The sequence below is a fragment of the Nocardioides sp. NPDC057772 genome (genome assembly GCF_042798075.1).
Lineage (GTDB): Bacteria > Actinomycetota > Actinomycetes > Propionibacteriales > Nocardioidaceae > Nocardioides.
Map to the genome: position 1 here is coordinate 1 of NZ_JBHVKN010000093.1, position 18,739 is coordinate 18,739.

Consider the following 18,739-nt stretch of genomic DNA (forward strand, 5'->3'; position numbering starts at 1 on the left):
GACCGAGGTGGCCCGGCTCCAGGGCCGGGCCACCGCGCGGGACCGCGCCTGGCAGCTCGAGATCGAGCGGCTGCGCGGTGAGGGCCGCACCGCCGAGCTGCTCGGCCCGGCCGGGCTGGAGTGGGACACCTTCGCCCGCCGCGCCCGGATCGCGGCGGTCGCGCGTTCTGCTTATGCGGGGCTCGACGAGGAGACGCAGGAGTTCCTGGCAGCGTTCGTCGACGGGGTCCGCGCCGGCCTCGCCGAGACCTCCTGCGTCGAGCTGGACGGCCCGGACGGGCTCGGTCCGGCGCCTGGGACCTGGCAGCCGTGGACGCCGATCGCGGTCTTCTGGGTCCAGCAGATCCTCTTCGGCTCGTTCCCCTCGAAGCTCTTCGGCGCCCGTGCCGCGCGGGTGCTCGGGGCCGAGGCCGAGCTGTTCCGCACGGAAGGGTTGACCGGGGGACTCTCCGGCGGCTCCAACGCGTACGCCGTCGGTGGCGGCCCCACCCGCTCGGGGCTGCCGCTGGTGGCCGGTGACCCGCACCGGGTCTTCGAGGCACCCAACGTCTACCTCCAGGTGCGGCTGGCCTGCACCGACCCCGACGACGCCTTCGACGTGGTCGGGATGACCTTTCCCGGCGTCCCCGGCGTCCAGCACTTCGCGCACGCCGGCCAGGTCGCGTGGGGCATCACCAACGCGATGGGCGACTACCAGGATCTCTACCGTGTCGACCTGCGCCCGGGTGGCGACGTGGTGCGGCGGAGCGTGGAGACGGTGCTCGTCCGCGGACACGAGCCGGTCCCGGTCGAGATCCTCGAGACCGAGCGCGGGCCGGTGGTCCTCGACGATCCGGAGGAGGGCTGGGGTCAGGCGCTGCGTACGCCCGGCCACGAGCTCGGTGACCTCGGCTTCGCGGCGCTGCTGCCGCTGCTGCGGGCACGCTCGGTCGCCGACGTGGAGGCGGCGGTGGAGCGCTGGGTCGAGCCGGTCAACAACTGGGTGATCGCCGACGAGGCCGGCGACGTCGTCCACACGGTCGGCGGCCGGGTGCCCACTCGTGACCACGCGGGGGAGTGGACCGGCTGGGTCGACCCGCTCCCGCGGCGTACGGGCTCTGCTGACGGCGCCGTGGTGACCGCCAACGACCGGTGCATGCCGGAGTTCGACGTCCTCGCGTCGGGCTTCGCGCCGCCCTTCCGCGCGCACCGGATCAGCGAGCTTCTCTCCGACGCAGGTCCGCTCGACGCGAAGGACGCGGTGGAGGTGCTCGCCGACACCACCCAGATGGCCGGCGGGCCGCTGCTGGCACTGGTCCCCGCCGACCTGTGGCCGCAGGCCCTGGACGAGTGGGACGGCACGATGGACGGATCGCCGGGCGCGTCCTGGTACGCCGCGCTGCGCGCCGAGGTCGTCGACCGGATCTGCGCGGCACCGGTGCTCGCGCCGCTGCGGGAGCCGTCGGAGCACGGGCCGCTCTACCAGCCCTGGTTCAGCCTGCCGGCCCGGGTGGCCGGCGCGCTGCACGTCATCCTGGCCGCCGAGAAGCCGTTCGGCTTGGACCTGCGCGAGCTGGTGGCCGAGGCAGCGAAGGCCGTGGCCGGCCGCGAGCCGACGCCATGGCCGGAGAGCCACCGCTTCTGGCCGCTGCACGCGCTGGAGCAGTTCGAGCTCCCGCACACCCGGACGGCGCCCGCCACCCCGCTGCCCGGCGACACCGACACGGTCCGCTGCAACGCCTGGATCCCGGGCACCACCGTGACCGTTCGCGGGTCGGTCGCCCGCTACGCCTGGGACCTCGACGACCGCGACCACAGCCGATGGGTCGTACCGCTGGGTGTCAGCGGTGACCCCCACAGTCCCCACCACACCGACCAGCACCACGCCTGGGCCGACGGAGGCGCCGTACGCGTCGTCACCGACTGGTCCCTGCTCACCGAGGAGACACCATGCCCCTGACAGACCCGGCCCTGACGATCCGCGACCTGGAGCCGTCGGCCGACATCGACCTGCTGTGCGACTGGTTGCACGACGACCGGGCCAAGTTCTGGGGCATGGTCGAGAAGCCGCGCGAGGAGATCGAGGAGATCTACACCTGGCTGCAGGAGCAACCGCACCTAGCGGCGTACATCGTCGAGATCGACGGCGAGCCCGTTGCCCTGTTCCAGACCTGGGACCCCGAGGTCGACGAGCTCGGCACCTTCTACGAGCGCCGTCCCGGCGATATCGGCGCGCACCTCTTCCTCGCCGACACCCCGACCCGCAAGGGCAAGACCGAGCGCGTCATGGACTTCTTCATCGAAGAGATCATCGTCAAGGCCGGCGCCCGCCGCATCGTCGTCGAGCCGGACGCCACCAACGAGGCCTCTCTCGCCCGACTCGACGACTACGGCTTCAAGCGGGGCCCGGTCGTCCAGCTCCCGCACAAGGTCGCCCAGTACGCCTTCCTCGACCTGCCCTGACTCACGACAGCTTCTGGGCGACCTCGTTGAGGTCGTTCCGGAGCTTGGCGCGGTAGGTGTCGTGCTGTTCGGGCAACCGGGCGTCGCAGAAGGCGGCCAGGTCGGGTCCGGTGACGTCGATGACGCTGCGGCCGGTGGCGGCTTCTGTTTCGAACAGGTCGAGGATGTCGCGGAGGATGTCGACGATGTCCATGCCGGCGCTGGCGGTGAAGCGCCACATGTAGCTCTTCGTCTCGCCGTAGACGGTGCGGTAGTCGGCCGGCAGCTCGGCGGCACGGGCCTCCATGCGCTTCCAGTCCTTCTTGTCGCCGATGAGGCGGGTGAGGATGTTGTTCATGGTGTGCTCCTTCTTCGGTGGTTTCAGGCCCTCGGTTTGGGGCTGTGGAAGAAGCGTGCAGGCCTGACGTAGCGTCAAGGTCAAGCACCGATCCGAAGAAAGTTCTGCGAGCCTGGAGTGTCAGGCGGCGAGGGTGTGATCGAGGAGTACGTCGCGCAGTGCGAACTCTGCTCGGGACAGTGGTGGTGGGTCTGGTCGCCAGGTCTCGGGTGGTGGGCTCGTGTAGACATGGCCGGTGGGTGTGATGGTGATCATGCTGCCGTCGGGTCCTGGTCTGGCCTGCCACCCGAGCGCTTCTTTCGCCTGGTTGCATCGCTCGCAATCGAGAAACACTCAAAGACCGGGTCGGCGGCGAACCCTGAACCGAAACACAGCCGCCAAACCGAGCCCTCCCGGAGAAGAGAACCGTGTCGGTCTCGACCAGCGGTTCAGGAGTCGGCCACCGTCTCGACAAGCCGCCCCATAGCCCCGAGCTCAGCGTCATGTACCCCCTCGTCAGGAACGATGACGAGCGACCACAACCGACTCCCGACAGCAACGTTCCCGACCACGAGATCCCCATCGTCGTGCGACTCGATACACACGAACGCCCGGGATCCGACCTCAACAGGCGGAGGAGAGGGGATGCAGTCCTCCCGGCTGGCGGAGAGCCCGGCCGAGACCGACGTGTCGACCAAGGTGGTCACGAAGATCGCGCCCCGATCGCTGGTGTAGGTGCACACGTCCTCGTCGGCGGTGTGCGACCACGACCCAGGAATGGCGCTGGCGACCTGGGCAGGCTCGAAGAGACACGGCCCGGAGGCCTCGACCGGGGAGGAGGTGGAGGGGCTGGGACCAGGGCTGCTGGTGGTCGGCTCGCCGGAGCCGCAGCCTGCGAGAGCGGTCGCGGAGAGGACGGCTGCGACGCTGAGCAGCTTCCTCGACACGTACGTCTCCTCGGGGTCTGTGGGGTCCCGTCAGTTTCGCAGGTCACCCTCGCAAGCCCGCAACCGAGGACCTGTCGGACGAGGCGAGATCGGGGATCAGGACCCGGAGCCGCGTGAGCGCGTCGCTGCTCTGAGACTTGACGGTGCCGATCGAGACGCCGAGTGTGGCCGCGGTCTCGCGCTCGGTGAGGTCGTCGTAGTAGCGCAGGACGATGACCGTACGCTGTGGAGGCGGGAGCCGCAGCAGCGCATCCCGAAGGGCGATGCCAGAGGTCGGGTCCGGCCCGGTCGCCTCCCGATCGGGCAGGTGCTCGACCAGGGTCTCGCGCCAGCGACGGGTGCGCCACCGGGTGATTGCTTCACGCGCGAGCACCTTGCGGACGTACGCCTCCGGGTTGTCCTTGATCCTGGCCCATCTCGGCACCACCTTGATGAGCGTCGTCTGGACGAGGTCCTCGGCGTCCTCGGCATGACCGGTGAGGAGGAACGCCGTACGCAGCAGGGCCGGGCGGCGGCCGGCGACGAACTCCTCGAACAGATCGCTGTCAGTCGACCCGGGGCCCTTCTCCGTGACGCTGCAAGGCCGCGAGATGGGTCTCGTCCAACCAGCAGAACCCCCCCACGTACGTGCCAGGGATCCGCTCGCCGTTTGCGATGGTGTCGATGCCTTGACGTAGACCGGCCCTGGTACCCCGTTTCCGTAGATCGCTGCGGTGCGCTTCGCATCCGGGGAGAGGGCGACGAACTGGCTTCCGTTGATCCGCCCAGCGGTCTGCGGGATGTGGGCGGGCGTCGTGGAGCCGTCGGCTTCGACGACGACCGAGTTGTCACTCCCCGCGACGAGGCTTCCGACAGCGTTGGTGCTCGCGTTGGTGAGCATGACGTCGATGCTGGTCGGGCGACGTGAGGTCAGGTCGAAGACAAGGCTCTGCGAGTCGTTTGAGGAGCAGCAGTCCTGCATCTGCCCGATCTCGACGCCGAGATGAGTGGGGTCGAACCAGACCAAGGCCCGGCCGTCGAGGCCATGCTGCGTCGACTGCACCAGTCGCTCGGCCTTGCCGGCGACGGTGTCGTAGACGGCATAACCGACGATCGGTGGGTAGTCGGATAATGCGGTGCTGCTCGGCACTTTCGGACGTTCCGGGAGCGGATCGGGAACCGAGCCGGTGATCCAGTACGCCACGTGCCGGCCGTCGGGCGACAGCGCGGCGTCACCGAGGTGCTCCGGATGCGCGTCGAGTAGGTCGAGGAACCGATAGTCGCCGGTGGCAGCCGAAACTCCGACCAGCCCGCACCCACGATCGGCCCAGCCCTTGCGCTCGGTTTTGATCGTCGCGATCAGGACCCCTGGCGGACCCTTATCGTCGGTCCCCGGAAGATAGGGGCTCGGTCGGTAGATCCGTGCCGGGACGTGCGTCTTCGTCTCGGTTTCCGCGGCGGGCGGCTCGACGGCGCGCTGCTGCCAGGTCACCGAACCCAGCGCGATCAGCACCAGACAGGCGAATGCAGCGATGGCGATGGTGCCGACACGCCGCGTACGCGCGATCCGACGGCCACGCCGCCACAGCTGCCCGGGCGGGGCACCGCCGGTGGGTGCCTCGTGGGCGAGGTCTTCGAGCAGGTCAGTCAGCACATCGGTCTCCAGATCGGTCGTCCGATGGCTTACACGTAACGAGCCCGGCGAAAGGTTGGGTGCCCGATTTGAACAGAATTGACGTGCGGACTTTGCTGGATTGGGCAGAATCACCCGGGTGACCTCTGAGATCAGAGAACGGCTCGCGGGACAACACGTCCTGCTCACGGGCGTGACCGGGTTCGTCGGGGAGGCGCTACTGCACCTGCTGCTGACCGAGGTGCCGGACGTACGCCTCAGCGTCCTCGTGCGTCCGAAGGGCTCGACCCCGGGGGCGGCGCGGATTGCGAAGCTGCTGGCCAAGCCGATCTTCGAGGCGGTCGCGGACGCGCAGGTGAATGTCGTCGAGGGCGATCTCTCCGACCCGCCCGCGCTGCCGGACGATCTGGATGCCGTGGTGCACTCGGCGGGCGACGTCTCGTTCGACCCGCCGGTCGACGAAGGCTTCGTCACCAACGTCGTCGGTGTGCGCGAGCTGCTCAAGCGGGTCGAGGAGACCGGGCGCGACATCCACTATCTGCACGTCTCGACCGCGTATGTGTCCGGGCGGCGGAGGGGACACATCCCCGAGGGCCCCGTGGACCACGCCGTCGACGTGGACGCCGAGCTCGCCTGGGGGCTGGCGCAGCGTGCCGCGGTCGAGGAGCGTTCGCGCAGCGTCGAGGTGATCTCCAGGCTGCGCAAGCAGGCCGAGCGCGAGCACGGTCGTGCCGGCCTGATGACCGCCGCCGCTGCCGCCGAGGAGGCGCGCAAGAAGTGGGTGAAGGAGGAGCTCGTACGTCTCGGCACCGAGCGGGCGCGCTCGCTGGGCTGGACCGACTGCTACACCTTCACCAAGGCGCTGGGGGAGCGGGTCGTGGAGGCCCACGCCGCCGCCGGGCACCGGGCCACGATCTACCGCCCGGCGATCATCGAGTCGGCACTCTCCCGTCCGCATCCCGGCTGGATCGAGGGCTTCAAGATGGCCGAGCCGCTGATCCTGGCCTACGGGCGCGGTGAGCTGCCGCTCTTCCCGGCCGCCGCGGACACGGCCATCGACATCGTGCCGGTCGACCACGTGGTCGCCTCCATCGTCGCCTGCCTGGCCCACCCGCCCGAGCACGGTGAGCCGGCCTACTTCCACCTCGCTTCCGGCGACCGCAACCCGGTGACCTTCGGGATGCTCTACGAGAACGTGCGCGCCTACTTCGAGAAGGAGCCGTTCGCGGCGGGCGACCGCGGCGCCGCGCGGCTGCCGGAGTGGACCTTCCCGGGCGGGGCCTCGGTCGAGCGGATGATGACGACCGGGGAGAAGGTGCACAAGATCGCCGACACCCTCCTCGGGCTGGCCCCGCGCAGCGACCGCACCCGCGGCTGGGCCCGCGACCTCGACCGGCAGGGCCGGCGGCTGAAGTTCCTGCGGCGCTACCTCGACCTCTACAAGGAGTACGCCCAGGCCGACCTCCGCTTCGTCGACGCCAACACCCTCGCGCTCTACCGGTCGCTGTCGCCGGCCGACCAGGAGACCTTCGCCTTCGACACCGGCGTGATCGACTGGCACGAGTATCTCCACGACATCCACGTGCCGTCGGTGACCAAGCCGGTCCGCGAGCTCGACGAGCTCCGCAAGCTGCGGAAGAAGCCGGTTCCCGGCCGGATGCCGCGGATCTCGGCCGCCTCGCCCACCGACGAGAAGCGGGTCGCGGCCTTCTTCGACCTCGACGGCACCCTGATGTCGTCCAACGTCATCGAGACCTACCTGTGGCTGCGCCTCGGCGAGCTGTCGGGCACGAAGAAGGCCGCGGAGATCGCCCGGATGGCCGGCAAGGTGCCCAAGTACGTGTGGGCGGACCGTGCCGAGCGCAGCTCGCTGCTGCGTACGGTCTACAAGGAGTACGCCGGCGCGCGGCTCTCCGAGCTCGACGAGATCGTCGATCAGCACCTGACCACGCACATCCTCGGGCGGCTGGCCCCGGACGCGGTCCGGCGGATCCGGGAGCACCGTGCCGCGGGGCACGTGACGGTGCTCGTCACCGGCGCGATCCGGCCGCTGACCCGGCCGTTGCTGCCGCTGTTCGACCACATCGAGGCCGCCGACCTGGCCGTCGACGACCGCGGCTACTGCACCGGCCACCTGGCCGCCTCGCCGCTGGTCGGGGAGTCGCGCGGGGCGTTCGTGCGCGAGTGGTCCCGCCGCGAGGGCATCTCGCCGGCCGACTGCTTCGCCTACGCCGACTCCCACTCCGACCTCCCGCTGCTGGCGGCGGTCGGCCACCCGGTGGCGGTCCGGCCTGACGTACCTCTGTTCCGGCACGCCAAGAAGTCGCACTGGACGATCGTCGACTGGGAGTCGCCGGGCCACGCGAGCCGGACGCTCGACCCGGTGGGCAGGAGGTGAACATGACAGGCACTTCATGGGCTTGTGGGGTGTTTCAGTGCCCGTCAAGTCCAGGGATACCCGGTCGACCGGGTATCCCACACCACGGTCGGGAGGCCTGAATGCTCGCGCTCGAGATGTACCGCAGCGTCGCCAAGACGGCGCTGGGGAAGGTCGCCGGCGGGCGGCTGCCGCTGCTGCTGACCGGGGCGGCGGCGCCGCTGCGGATGGTGACGCTCGACCCGCCGAAGGTCGACCACGACGGGTGGGCGAGGCTGAAGGTGTCGCTGGCCGGGATCTGCGGTTCCGATCTGGGGATGCTGTCGGGGAAGACGTCCCTCTACTTCCAGCCGCTGGTGAGCCTGCCGTTCGTGCCCGGCCACGAGATCGTCGGCGAGCTGCTCGACCCGTGCGGCGACCTGGCGGCCGGCACGCGCGTGGTCGTCGACCCGGTCCTGACCTGTGCCGCGCGCGGGCTGGAGGCGTGCGAGGCGTGCGTGCGCGGCGAGACCAACCGGTGCTCCCGGATCACCGTCGGCGACATCTCCTCCGGTCTGCAGACCGGGTTCTGCCACGACACCGGCGGCGGCTGGTCCCAGCAGCTCTCGGTGCACCGCTCCCAGCTCCACGTGGTGCCGGAGGGCTACTCCGACGAGCAGGCGCTGCTCGCCGAGCCGGTCGCCTGTGCGGTCCACACGGCGCGAAGGGCCGCGATCAAGCCCGGCGACCGAGTGCTCGTCTCGGGTGCCGGGTCGGTCGGGCTGCTGGCCACGCTGGCCCTGCGCGAGCTCACCGACGCCGGTGAGATCCTGGTCGTGGCCAAGCACGCCCACCAGCGTGAGCTGGCGCTCGAGTTCGGCGCCACCGAGGTGGTCGCACCGGGCGAGACGCTGCGGCGAATCCGCCGCGCGACCAGCGCTTTCATGCTCGAACCCGAGATGCTCTCCTCCCCCTACCTGCTCGGCGGCGTCGACGTGACCGTCGACGCGGTCGGCTCCAAGGAGTCGCTGCAGACCTGCCTGCACGCCACCCGCGCCGGCGGCCGCGTGGTGCTCTCCGGGATGCCGGCCTCCGCCGATCTGTCCGCGGCCTGGTTCCGGGAGCTCGAGGTTGTCGGGACGTACGCCTCCTCGCGGGGCTCGGGCGACTTCGCCACCGCCCTCGACCTGGTCGGCCACGACGCCATGTGCCGCCTCGCCAAGACCGTTGCGCCCTACCCGCTCCACCGCTGGCGCGAGGCCCTCGACCATGCCCACTCAGCCGGTCGGCTCGGCACCGTCAAGGTGGCGTTCGACCCTCGCCGGACCAGTTGAACACAGCCGTCACAGAAGGAGAGTCATCGATGACACGCCCAGGATTCGTTCTGGAGGTCGACGACCGTACGCCGCCCCTGCTCGTCCACGAGGGGCTCGGGTTTCGGCTGGAAGAGTTCCCGCAGGGCACCCGGGTGGTCTATCCGCCCGAGTCGCTGCCGACGGTGCCGGACGTGGACGAGGCGATCCGGGAGGCCCTGGAGAGCCCGGTCGACTCCGAGCCGCTGCGCGAGCTGATGTTCCCGGGGATGCGGCTGACGATCGCCTTCGACGACCTCTCCCTGCCGCTGCCCACGATGAAGGCGCCCGACATCCGCGGCCGGATCATCGAGCAGGTGCTCACGATCGCGGCCGAGAAGGGCGTCGATGACGTGGAGATCATCGCGGCGCTCGCCCTCCACCGCCGGATGACCGACGCCGAGATGAAACACATCGTCGGCGAGCGCGTCTTCCGCTCCTTCGCACCCTCCGGAAAGCTCTACAACCACGACGCCGAGGACCGCTCCAACCTCGAGCACATGGGCGTCACCGAGAAGGGCGAGGACGTCGAGATCAACAAGCGGGCGGCCACCTCCGACCTGCTCGTCTACGTCAACGTCAACCTCGTCGCGATGGACGGCGGCCACAAGTCGGTCGGCATCGGGCTGGCCTCCTACAAGTCGATCAAGCACCACCACAACGCCAAGACGATGGTTCACTCGCGCTCCTTCATGGACCACAAGCACTCCGAGATGCACTCCTCGGCGTGGCGGATGGGCCGGCTGATCGGCGAGCACGTCAAGGTGTTCCAGATCGAGACGACGCTCGACAACGAGGTCTTCGGGAAGCCCTACGACACCCTGCTCAAGCGCGAGTGGGAGTGGTCGCTGCGCGACCAGGCCACCGTGCTCGGTCTGCGCCGAGGGCTGGCCGTGGCGCCGCAGAAGATGCGTCACAAGATGTTCCACGACCTGCGCTCCAACTACGGGCTGACCGGGATCACCGCCGGCGCCGTCGAGCCGGTCCACGAGCTGACCGTGCAGCGCGTCCACCAGCAGCAGCGGGTCAAGGTCGAGGGGCAGTCCGACGTGATGGTGATGGGGGTGCCCTACCTCGGCCCCTACAACGTCAACTCGACCATGAACCCGATCCTGGCCGCCTGCATGGGCCTGGGCTACTACTTCAACTCCTACCTGCGCCAGCCCGTCGTGCGAGAGGGTGGCGTCGCGATCCTCTACCACCCGCTCGACGAGGGCTTCAACACGCTCACCCACCCCTCCTACGTCGACTTCTACGAGGAGGTGCTGGCCGACACGACCGATCCCGCCTTGATCGGACCGAAGTTCGAGGAGCAGTTCGCGACCGACCCCTGGTACGTCCATCTCTACCGCACCTCCAACGCCTACCACGGCGTCCACCCGTTCTACATGTGGTACTGGATCGCGCACGCGCTCGACCACCTCGGTGACGTCATCTGGGTCGGCGGGAACCCCAAGGCCGCGGCCCGGATGGGCTTCCGGTCGGCGACCACCTTGCGCGACGCCCTGGAGATGGCGAGCTCGACCGTGGGGCCGGCGCCGTCGATCACCTATCTGCGCAACCCTCCGCACCTGCTGGCGGACGTGCGATGAGGTGTCGTCGATGAGCAGCTTCTGGAAGGACACGGTCCGCGACGTACGCCTCATGAAGCGGGGCTGGCGCTGGGGTCATCGGGCGCAGGTCCCGCGGTCGGCGGAGCCGTTCGTGCCACAGGCAGAGACGACGGTCTTCGACAACGAGTGGTCGCGCAAGCCCGCCGCGCGGGCGGTCCGGGAGGTCGCCCAGGCCGGGCTCGAGGCGGTGTTCCGCTCCCAGGTGAAGACCCAGGTCGAGGGGCTGGACGTGCTCGACCGGCTCGACGGCCCGGTGATCTTCGTGGCCAACCACGCCTCCCACCTGGACACGCCTCTGATCCTGCTGTCGCTCCCAGACAAGTGGCGGCGCAAGACCGCGGTGGCGGCCGCGGCCGACTACTTCTTCGACACCTGGTGGCGGGCCGTGGGCTCCTCGCTGGTCTTCAACACGCTGCCGATCGACCGCCGTGGCGGAGCGCTGTCGACCCAGCCGGGCGAGGTGCTGGCCGAGGGCTGGTCGCTGGTGGTCTTCCCCGAGGGCACCCGGTCCAAGGACGGCACCGTCGGCCGGTTCCGGTCGGGCGCCGCCTACCTGGCCATCGAGTACGGCGTCCCGGTCGTCCCGATCGCCCACCGCGGCACCTATGCCGCGATGCCGCGCGGCGTGAACTGGCCCGAGAAGGACAGGTCCGGCGGCCGCCGCCAGCTGACCGTACGTTTCGGGGAGCCGCTCCGCCCGGCCGAGGGCGAGACGGTGCGCGAGTTCGCGCCCCGGATCCGGGCCGCGGTGGCGAGACTGCTGGATGAGGACGCCACCGACTGGTACGCCTCGATGCGGCGCGCCGCCGAGCGCAGCACGCCCGACCCCGCCGGTGAGGAGATCGCCGAGTGGCGCAAGGTCTGGGCGGCCACGGAGTCTCCCGACACCGAGCCGGACACGATCAGGGCCTGGCACCGCTGAGCCGGGCCCGGCTCCGGCTCCGGCTCCGGCTCAAGACCACCGCAGCAGCGCGGCCACGGGTGCGTCGCCCAGCACGCTCGCGGGCAGCACGCACACCTCCGCGTCGGTGAGGACCGCAGCGGCGATGAGCGCCTCGCCGGCCTCGATCGGGCCGTTGACCGGAGCCTCCCCGAAGCTGAGGCCGGGGTGGTCCGCCGGGTCGAGCGTGCGCCCGGCCAGCGCGTCCGGGTCGATCAGCAGGGTGTCGACGCGGCCGGTGACGAAGGCGTCGGCGACGTCACGTACGCCGGTGGCCGCGCGGTCGCCCCGACCCCAGGCCTCCTCGAGGCGTCGGACGAGGGCCGTGCGGCGGCTCACGACACGGTCGAGCAGCGCGCTGCGGATCGCGTCGTCGCGTGCCTGGTCGCCGCCGTCGGCGGCACGCTGACCGCTCGCCAGCTCGACCACCTCCACGGGAAGGTCGGCGAGATCAGCGCGCAGCCTGCCGACCGAGTTCGGGTCGCCGCCGACGAGGACGAGCTCATGGCCGTGGTCGCGGATCAGCCGGGTGACCTCCTCGGCCACCTTGTCGGCGTTGTGGCGCCACACGTTGTCGGTGGTCTGCTGCATACGGAACGCCGCCCAGCCGACGTTGTCCTGGACCTTGTGCACATGCTCGAGCTCGTCGCCCTCGACGGTCGTCGTGCTCGTCGGCCGCGGCAAGCCCGAGTCCCACAGCGAGATCTCGCCGCCGGTGTGGTCGACCATGACCAGCACGAACGGCATCGAGGCGTCGCGGGCGGCGATCCAGGTGCCGAGGTCGGGGAGCGCGTCCCAGGTCGCGACCTGGTTCGGGACCTCGGCGACGGCCACCTCGTCGTAGGCGATCCCCTCGGGCGTCGCGACGACGACGTGCGCCAGCGGCGCGGGCTGGTGCAGGTTCGTCCCCAGCCGCTCCGAGACCTGTGCCACGACTTCCGGCGGGGCGCCCTGAGCGGAGAGCTCCTCGCAGACGGCGCGGACGCGCAGCTCCTTGGCGTGAGCCGCGTTCTCCGAGTCCTGGCTGACATCGGCCAGCACGGTGGCGTACGGACCTGGGCGGTTCAACAAAGTGGTGAATCCAGCGGTGTCCATACCGGTGTGGTACCCACCTCAGGGGGCTGGCAAACGGGGGCCGACACACGGTCGGGATCAGCCCGCCGCGCAGGTCACCTCGGTGACCCGCCACTCCTCGTCCTTGCCCTCCCCGGAACGGGTCACCACCAGGGTGAACACGGACTGGCCGCCGTCGGGGGTCAGCTCCACCGTGGCGCCGGTCTCGGTGAGGTCGGTGGAGGTGATGCGTACCTTCTCCAGATGGCCGCGCGCGTCGGCCGTCTTCTCGGTCGGCGGGGTCTGGACCGAGGGGCAGGCCCGGGCCCACTGCGCCACCAGCTCCGGCTTCGCCTCGACCGTGGTCCAGCTCGTCGTCCGGGCGAACCTGCTGGCAGCCGTCTCCGCCTGCTCGGTGGCGTGCTCACGGAAGCGGGAACGGGAGTAGCCGTAGCCGGCCACCGAGATCAGCACTCCGACCAGCAGCAGCGCCCCGACCTTGAGCGCGATCTCGCGCCACTCCCCGTTCTGCACGGGACGTTCCTACCACCACCGGCCACCGGACCCGAACCGGCTCGCGGATGAGAGAGCTCTCATGGTCGTCTCACGGTCACCTCACCGCGGGTGGAGATGGTTCTTGCATGGCGCCGGGAACACCCGGGGCAGAACCTGAAGGGACGAATGATGAAGAAGCTTCCGATGATCCTCGGGACCGGCCTGGTCGGCGTGGTCGCGGCCGCTGTGTTCAGCTACCAGAGCGCTGCCGCTGTCGATGACGACGGCTATGCCAAGCGTGAGGAGAAGTCCAACACCCAGGTGACCACCGTCGACGATGACGATGACAACGACGCCGACAACGACGTCGACGACGTCACCCGTGACGCCGCCGGCAACGACACCGCGACCAACGGCACCGGCGTGACGCGGGCGACCAAGGACAACACCCGGGACAACACCCGCGACAAGGTCACCCGCGACGACCAGACGAAGGATGACAACACCAAGAACAACACGCGCGACGACAACACCAACGACCGGGCCCAGGGCTGAGTCCGACGATGACCGACACCTGGGGCCTGGTCCAGGGTGACGCGATCACCCCCGAGCTGACCGCGATGCGGCTGCTCGGGGGCGGCTCGTCGTACGAGGCCTTCCTCGCCTTCGACGAGATCACCTACGGTCCGGTCGTGGCCAAGGTGCTGCGACCGAACCTGATCGAGAGCGACACCAGCCGCAACGCGCTGCGGCGCGAGACCGACGCGCTGACGAACCTGAGGCACCCCGTCCTCGTCCGCGGCCTGCGTGAGGACCTCGACGGCGAGCGGCCGTACGTGGTGATGGAGCACGTCGAGGGCCCGCGGCTCTCGACCCTGATCCGCCGCCATGGCCGTCTGCCGGAGCAGCAGTACCTTCCGCTGGCGCTCGACCTCGCCTCGGCCCTGCACTACCTGCGCCGCTCCGGCTGGGTGCACCTCGACATCAAGCCGAGCAACCTGATCATGGGCTCGCCGGCCCGGCTGATCGACCTCTCGGTCGCCCGGCCGGTGGCCGCGGCCGCCGCGCTCCGCCACGAGATCGGCACCGATGCCTACATGGCGCCCGAGCAGTGCCTCCCCGGCGAGCGTGGCGAGGTCGGCCCCGCCTCCGACGTCTGGGCGCTCGGCGCGACCCTCTTCCACGCCGTCGCCGGCGAACGGCCGTTCCCCCATGGCGACCCTTCTGCCGCCGACCGCACGGAGCGCTACCCGCAGCTCGTCTCCCGCCCCGCCGCCCTCCCCAGACGTACGCCGCCCGAGATCGTCAAGGTCATCGAGGCGTGCCTGGCCCCGGAGGCCGGTGACCGGCCGGCGCCGGCCGAGATCGCCGAGACCGTCTCGCCCGCGCTGGAGCGGCTTCCGCGGGCCTCGCTGGGCGGCCTGCGGCTCAGCTGATCCCCCTGAGCTGATCGCCGGGAGGCCCGGGTCAGGGCTGGAAGCGGTAGCCCATACCGCGGACGGTCTCGACCCGGGCCGTTCCCAGCTTCTTGCGCAGGTAGCCGACGTAGACGTCGACGACGTTGGAACCGGGGTCGAAGTCCATGCCCCAGGCCAGGTCGAGCAGCTGCGCGCGGGAGAGCACCTGCCCCGGATGCCGCAGGAGGACCTCCGCCAGCGCGAACTCGCGCGCCGAGAGGTCGGTCTCGCGCCCGTCGACCCGCAGCCGCCGCGTACGCAGGTCCAGCGCGACCGAGCCGGAGCGGAGCTCGCCGACCTCGGCGTCGGTGTTGTCCTGCTGCCGCAGGCGTACGTTGATCCGGGCCCGCAGCTCGGCGAAGCGGAACGGCTTGGCGAGGTAGTCGTCGGCGCCGCCCTCGAGTGCCGAGACGGTGTCGTGGACCGAGTCGCGGGCGGTCAGCACCACCACCGGCATCCGGGAGCCCTGGGCGCGTAGTTGGTCGAGCACCTCGAAGCCGTCGATGGTCGGGAGGCCGATGTCGAGCACCATCAGGTCGTAGGCGCCGCTGAGCGCCTCCTCGAGCCCTTCGAGGCCGTCGGCGACGGTGGTCGTCTGATGGCCGTCGGCGCTCAGGCCCTTGGCCAGGAAGGCCGCGATGCGGTCCTCGTCCTCGACGATTAGGATGCGGGCCATGCCTCTCCTTCGTGTGGGTCGCGGGGTGCGGGCAGGGTGATCGTGAAGCGGGCGCCGGGCGGTGTCGCGTCCTCGACGCCGACGGTGCCGCCGTGGGCGGTGGCGATCGCGGAGACGATGGCCAGGCCGAGGCCGAGCCCCGGGCGGTCGCCCGAGCCGGTCTCGGAGCCGCGGGCGAACCTCTCGAAGATCCGCTCGCGGTCCTCGGGCGGCACCCCGGGGCCGGTGTCGCGTACCCACAGCCGCAGGGAGCCGTCGACCGTCGCCGAGCCCACCGCGATCCGGTCGCCGGGAACGGTGTGGCCGACGGCGTTGTCGCACAGCTGCAGCATCGCCTGGGTGACGCGCTGCGGGTCCAGGCGCCAGGTGCCGGGGGTGGCCGCGTCGAGATGCCAGTCGCGGTCGGCGAGCGCGCTGGCCTTGGCGAGGATGTCCTCGGTGAGCGTGTCGACGTCGACCTCCTCGAGGGTGAGGAAGTCGGGCCGGTCGTGCTTGGCGAGCAGGATCAGGTCGCCGACCAGCCGGCTCATCCGGTCGACCTCGTCGAGCGCCAGCCGCCGGGTCTGCTCGACCTCGGCCGGGTCGGACTCGTCGAGGAGCTCGAGGTGGCCGCCGATGATCGTCAGCGGCGTACGCAGCTCGTGACCGGCGTCGTCGAGGAACTGCCGCTGGTCGGAGAACGCCCGCTCCAGGCGGGCCAGCATGTCGTTGAAGTTCCTCGTCAGCGCCGAGATGTCGTCGTTGCCCGACTCGGGCAGGCGGGCGGAGAGGTCGGTGGCGCTGATCGCGCCGGTGGCCTGCCGCAGCCGGGTCAGCGGGGCGAGCAGCCGCCCGGACTGCCAGGCCGCGACCAAGGTCACGAGCAGGGCGAGGAGACCCGCGACGATCGTGTAGGTCCGCATGGTGCTGCGCAGCTCGGCACGGTCCTCGTCGAGGTAGGAGACCACCAGGAGGGCGCCCTCGGTCGTGCCCGTGGCGGTGTCCTGCCGCACGGGCTGGCTGGTGATGCGTACCTCGCCCGCGGCGGTGTCGAGGTAGGTCGTCCCGCCGTCGACGACGACGTCGGCGACGGCTCTGCTGAACCGTGCGGTGGAGATCAGCGGGTCCTCGGGGAAGTGTGCGCGCGGCTTGCCGTCGACCCAGGCGACGAGGAGCTCGTCGTCGTCGGGCACGTTGCGGCTCAGGAACGTCCGCAGCAGTCCCTCCACGTCGTACGGCGCCCGGGTCTCGGGATCGATGCCCTCGGTGCGCAGCCGGGAGAACTCGTCGAGCTCCTGCTCCATCTCGCGCGTGGTCGCGGCGTCGACCCGGCCGAGCTCGACGGCGTAGACGATGAGGCCGGCGCCGGCCAAGGCGAGCGTGACCAGGAGAGCGACGGAAGCGGTGATCCGGGCGCGTACGGACAGCCCTCGGTGGCGTGGGTCAGTCGTCGTCATGGCGGTCGTCGCGGTCATCGTCGTCATCATCATCGTCGACGGGACCGGGGGTGACGACCGGGACACCCGAGGGATCCGAGCTCGGCGACGATCCGGTGCTCGGCGAGGACGGCGAGGCCGACTGGGAGGGCAGCACGACCGGCTCGCGCGGCGGCGGGTCGTTCTCGGAGGCTCCCGCGAAGGAGCCGGCCAGGTAGACGCCGACGGCCACGAGCACCACCAGCGGAAGGACGAGTTTCAGGGTGCGGGACATGACCCTCCGATAGTGCCTGACGACCTGTCCGAAGTGGGGGTCCATGAGAGACCTCTCATCGATACAGTGATGCGGGTCACCACTTGCACCTGGAGGTAACGCCCGTGTTCGTCCCGTTCAGCGTCAACGACTTCATCGACCGTGCCGCATCCGTCTACGGCGAGCGGGTGGGCATCGTCGACGAGCCCGACCAGCCGGCGGCTTCGCTCGGGGAGGTGACGTACGCCGAGATGAAGGCGCTCGCCAAGCGGATGGCGGCGAAGCTGGACGAGCTCGGCATCGGGGTGGGGGAGCGGGTCGCGATCGTCTCCCACAACTCCGCGCGGCTCCTGACCGCGTTCTACGGCGTCTCCGGCTACGGACGCATCTTGGTGCCCGTCAACTTCCGGTTGCGTCCCGACGAGGTCTCCTACATCGTGGAGCAGTCGGGCGCCTCGGTGCTGTGGGTCGACCCGGAGATCGACGAGGCGCTCAAGGATGTCACCGCCAAGCACCGCTTCGTGCTCGGTGACGACGTCAACCTCTACGCCGCGGAGGGTGTCGAACCGAAGCCGTGGGAGCCGGACGAGAACGCGACCGCGACGATCAACTACACCTCCGGCACGACCGCTCGGCCCAAGGGCGTGCAGATCACCCACCGCAACATCTGGACCAACGCGCTGACGTTCGGCCTCCACGCCGGGCTGACCGACCGTGACGTCTACCTGCACACGCTGCCGATGTTCCACGCCAACGGCTGGGGGATGCCGTTCGCCGCGACCGGCCTCGGCATCAAGCACATCGTGCTGCGCAAGGTCGACGGGATGGAAATCCTGCGCCGCGTACGCGACCACGGGGTCACCTACATGTGCGCCGCCCCCGCGGTGGCGGCCGCCGTGCTCGACGCACTGCCGCAGTGGCAGGAGACCGAGGGCGAGATCCCGGGCCGTGACCGGGTGCGGATCATCATGGCCGGCGCTCCGCCGCCCACGAAGACAGTCGTCCGCGTCCAGGAGGAGCTCGGCTGGGAGTTCATCCAGATCTACGGCCTCACCGAGACCTCGCCGCTGCTGACCATCAACCGCACCCGTGCCGAGTGGGACGACCTCGACCCGATGGAGCGCGCCGCGAAGCTGACCCGCGCCGGCGCGCCCGCGATCGGGGTGAGCCTCGACATCTCGCCCGACAAGGAGGTCCTGGCGCGCTCCAACGTGGTGCTCGAGGGCTACTGGGAGAAGCCCGAGGAGACCGAGAAAGCGCTGGCCGACGGCTGGTTCCACACCGGCGACGGCGGCAGCCTCGGAGACGACGGCTACCTCACCATCTCAGACCGCATCAAGGACGTCATCATCACCGGCGGCGAGAACGTCTCGAGCGCCGAGGTCGAGGACGTCCTCTTCCTGCACCCCGCGGTCGCCGAGGTAGCCGTCATCGGCATCCCGAGCGAGAAGTGGGGCGAGACCATCCTCGCCCTCGTCGTCCTCGCGCCCGGGACCGAGGCGACCCAGGAGGAGCTGATCGCCTGGTGCAAGGAGCGAGCCGCCGGCTACAAGGCTCCCACGGTCGTCGAGTTCCGCGACTCCCTGGCCCGCACGGCCACCGGAAAGCTGCAGAAGTTCAAGCTCCGCGAGCCCTACTGGGGCGACCGCGAGCGCAAGGTCAACTGACCGCCGACCCGGCGCATCTGTCCCAGAAATCCGCGCCGAGTCGGCGCATCTGTCCCGGATATTCGGGGCGAGTCGGCGCCTCGGGCCCGCGCGCGGGGGCCGGGCGCGCCGGGGCGACGGGGTGTGTGGGGGCGGTCGCGCCGGC

Annotated in this window: 18 protein-coding genes; 9 read left to right on the forward strand and 9 right to left on the reverse strand. The window is 70.4% G+C overall.

Features of this window, described 5'->3' with window-relative positions; all coding sequences use genetic code 11:
• Both ACFVJS_RS16100 and ACFVJS_RS16105 read left to right on the forward strand, forming a co-directional pair.
• Positions 1–1,939: penicillin acylase family protein (locus ACFVJS_RS16100; RefSeq protein WP_378882019.1), on the forward strand; the 1,939-nt coding region annotated here is incomplete at its 5' end.
• A complete protein-coding gene (locus ACFVJS_RS16105) occupies positions 1,930–2,442 on the forward strand; it encodes a GNAT family N-acetyltransferase (RefSeq protein ID WP_378882022.1) in 513 nt (170 codons plus the stop codon). The genes ACFVJS_RS16100 and ACFVJS_RS16105, both read left to right, overlap by 10 nt.
• 1 nt (position 2,443) lies before the next feature.
• Here the strand turns inward: ACFVJS_RS16105 and ACFVJS_RS16110 are convergent, their stop codons facing one another.
• The 4 genes from ACFVJS_RS16110 to ACFVJS_RS16125 all read right to left on the reverse strand — a co-directional run bounded on the left by ACFVJS_RS16110 (position 2,444) and on the right by ACFVJS_RS16125 (position 5,338).
• Complete coding sequence (locus tag ACFVJS_RS16110) at positions 2,444–2,779, reverse strand: DUF1048 domain-containing protein (protein ID WP_378882025.1); 336 nt, start codon at positions 2,777–2,779, stop codon at positions 2,444–2,446.
• Positions 2,780–2,899: 120 nt separating this feature from the next.
• Complete coding sequence (locus ACFVJS_RS16115) at positions 2,900–3,034, reverse strand: hypothetical protein (RefSeq protein ID WP_378882027.1); 135 nt, start codon at positions 3,032–3,034, stop codon at positions 2,900–2,902.
• A 173-nt stretch (positions 3,035–3,207) separates the two neighbouring features.
• The gene (locus tag ACFVJS_RS16120; RefSeq protein WP_378882029.1) at positions 3,208–3,705 is read right to left on the reverse strand and encodes a hypothetical protein; all 498 of its coding nucleotides are present in this window, start codon (positions 3,703–3,705) and stop codon (positions 3,208–3,210) included.
• 43 nt (positions 3,706–3,748) lie between these two features.
• On the reverse strand, positions 3,749–5,338 hold the full coding sequence (locus ACFVJS_RS16125) for a SigE family RNA polymerase sigma factor (protein ID WP_378882032.1): 1,590 nt from the start codon (positions 5,336–5,338) through the stop codon (positions 3,749–3,751).
• 118 nt (positions 5,339–5,456) lie between these two features.
• Here ACFVJS_RS16125 and ACFVJS_RS16130 point away from each other — a divergent pair, with 118 nt between their 5' ends.
• The 4 genes from ACFVJS_RS16130 (at position 5,457) to ACFVJS_RS16145 (ending at position 11,560) form a co-directional block, all read left to right on the forward strand.
• On the forward strand, positions 5,457–7,715 hold the full coding sequence (locus ACFVJS_RS16130; RefSeq protein WP_378882035.1) for an HAD-IB family hydrolase: 2,259 nt from the start codon (positions 5,457–5,459) through the stop codon (positions 7,713–7,715).
• Positions 7,716–7,816: 101 nt separating this feature from the next.
• A complete protein-coding gene (locus tag ACFVJS_RS16135) occupies positions 7,817–9,007 on the forward strand; it encodes a zinc-binding dehydrogenase (RefSeq protein ID WP_378882037.1) in 1,191 nt (396 codons plus the stop codon).
• A 29-nt stretch (positions 9,008–9,036) separates the two neighbouring features.
• Positions 9,037–10,617 carry a lactate racemase domain-containing protein gene (locus tag ACFVJS_RS16140; RefSeq protein ID WP_378882040.1) on the forward strand — a complete coding sequence of 527 codons (1,581 nt, stop codon included), beginning with the start codon at positions 9,037–9,039 and terminating at the stop codon, positions 10,615–10,617.
• A 10-nt stretch (positions 10,618–10,627) separates the two neighbouring features.
• Positions 10,628–11,560, forward strand: coding sequence for a lysophospholipid acyltransferase family protein (locus ACFVJS_RS16145; protein ID WP_378882043.1), 933 nt, complete (start codon positions 10,628–10,630; stop codon positions 11,558–11,560).
• Between the two features lie 30 nt (positions 11,561–11,590).
• On the opposite strand, the gene ACFVJS_RS16150 is transcribed toward ACFVJS_RS16145, so the two are convergent.
• Together ACFVJS_RS16150 and ACFVJS_RS16155 are read right to left on the reverse strand one after the other, a co-directional pair.
• Complete coding sequence (locus ACFVJS_RS16150) at positions 11,591–12,673, reverse strand: Vms1/Ankzf1 family peptidyl-tRNA hydrolase (RefSeq protein WP_378882045.1); 1,083 nt, start codon at positions 12,671–12,673, stop codon at positions 11,591–11,593.
• Positions 12,674–12,730: 57 nt separating this feature from the next.
• Positions 12,731–13,165 carry a hypothetical protein gene (locus tag ACFVJS_RS16155; protein WP_378882048.1) on the reverse strand — a complete coding sequence of 145 codons (435 nt, stop codon included), beginning with the start codon at positions 13,163–13,165 and terminating at the stop codon, positions 12,731–12,733.
• A 150-nt stretch (positions 13,166–13,315) separates the two neighbouring features.
• Here ACFVJS_RS16155 and ACFVJS_RS16160 point away from each other — a divergent pair, with 150 nt between their 5' ends.
• Both ACFVJS_RS16160 and ACFVJS_RS16165 read left to right on the forward strand, forming a co-directional pair.
• Positions 13,316–13,681 carry a hypothetical protein gene (locus ACFVJS_RS16160; RefSeq protein WP_378882051.1) on the forward strand — a complete coding sequence of 122 codons (366 nt, stop codon included), beginning with the start codon at positions 13,316–13,318 and terminating at the stop codon, positions 13,679–13,681.
• A gap of 8 nt (positions 13,682–13,689) precedes the next feature.
• Positions 13,690–14,562, forward strand: a complete 873-nt coding sequence (locus ACFVJS_RS16165; RefSeq protein ID WP_378882054.1) for a serine/threonine-protein kinase — start codon at positions 13,690–13,692, stop codon at positions 14,560–14,562.
• A 31-nt stretch (positions 14,563–14,593) separates the two neighbouring features.
• Here ACFVJS_RS16165 and ACFVJS_RS16170 read toward each other — a convergent pair whose 3' ends face one another.
• Genes ACFVJS_RS16170 through ACFVJS_RS16180 form a run of 3 tightly spaced genes read right to left on the reverse strand, consistent with a single transcriptional unit; the run spans position 14,594 to position 16,948 of the window.
• A complete protein-coding gene (locus ACFVJS_RS16170; RefSeq protein WP_378882057.1) occupies positions 14,594–15,259 on the reverse strand; it encodes a response regulator transcription factor in 666 nt (221 codons plus the stop codon).
• Complete coding sequence (locus tag ACFVJS_RS16175) at positions 15,244–16,713, reverse strand: sensor histidine kinase (RefSeq protein ID WP_378882060.1); 1,470 nt, start codon at positions 16,711–16,713, stop codon at positions 15,244–15,246. Before ACFVJS_RS16175 ends, ACFVJS_RS16170 begins: the two co-directional genes overlap by 16 nt.
• Positions 16,682–16,948, reverse strand: a complete 267-nt coding sequence (locus ACFVJS_RS16180) for a hypothetical protein (protein ID WP_378882063.1) — start codon at positions 16,946–16,948, stop codon at positions 16,682–16,684. Before ACFVJS_RS16180 ends, ACFVJS_RS16175 begins: the two co-directional genes overlap by 32 nt.
• A gap of 104 nt (positions 16,949–17,052) precedes the next feature.
• Here ACFVJS_RS16180 and ACFVJS_RS16185 point away from each other — a divergent pair, with 104 nt between their 5' ends.
• Positions 17,053–18,594: an AMP-binding protein gene (locus ACFVJS_RS16185; protein ID WP_378882066.1), complete on the forward strand. Its 1,542-nt coding sequence runs from the start codon at positions 17,053–17,055 to the stop codon at positions 18,592–18,594.
• Positions 18,595–18,739 lie beyond the last annotated feature (145 nt).

Excerpts from the sequence above, each read along its gene's own strand:
- ACFVJS_RS16105 (WP_378882022.1), top strand. The coding sequence starts at position 1,930 with ATGCCCCTGACAGACCCGGCCCTGACGATCCGCGACCTGGAGCCGTCG.
- ACFVJS_RS16110 (WP_378882025.1), bottom strand. The coding sequence starts at position 2,779 with ATGAACAACATCCTCACCCGCCTCATCGGCGACAAGAAGGACTGGAAG.
- ACFVJS_RS16115 (WP_378882027.1), bottom strand. The coding sequence starts at position 3,034 with ATGATCACCATCACACCCACCGGCCATGTCTACACGAGCCCACCACCC.
- ACFVJS_RS16135 (WP_378882037.1), top strand. The coding sequence starts at position 7,817 with ATGCTCGCGCTCGAGATGTACCGCAGCGTCGCCAAGACGGCGCTGGGG.
- ACFVJS_RS16140 (WP_378882040.1), top strand. The coding sequence starts at position 9,037 with ATGACACGCCCAGGATTCGTTCTGGAGGTCGACGACCGTACGCCGCCC.
- ACFVJS_RS16145 (WP_378882043.1), top strand. The coding sequence starts at position 10,628 with ATGAGCAGCTTCTGGAAGGACACGGTCCGCGACGTACGCCTCATGAAG.
- ACFVJS_RS16150 (WP_378882045.1), bottom strand. The coding sequence starts at position 12,673 with ATGGACACCGCTGGATTCACCACTTTGTTGAACCGCCCAGGTCCGTAC.
- ACFVJS_RS16160 (WP_378882051.1), top strand. The coding sequence starts at position 13,316 with ATGAAGAAGCTTCCGATGATCCTCGGGACCGGCCTGGTCGGCGTGGTC.
- ACFVJS_RS16165 (WP_378882054.1), top strand. The coding sequence starts at position 13,690 with ATGACCGACACCTGGGGCCTGGTCCAGGGTGACGCGATCACCCCCGAG.
- ACFVJS_RS16170 (WP_378882057.1), bottom strand. The coding sequence starts at position 15,259 with ATGGCCCGCATCCTAATCGTCGAGGACGAGGACCGCATCGCGGCCTTC.
- ACFVJS_RS16175 (WP_378882060.1), bottom strand. The coding sequence starts at position 16,713 with ATGACCGCGACGACCGCCATGACGACGACTGACCCACGCCACCGAGGG.
- ACFVJS_RS16180 (WP_378882063.1), bottom strand. The coding sequence starts at position 16,948 with ATGTCCCGCACCCTGAAACTCGTCCTTCCGCTGGTGGTGCTCGTGGCC.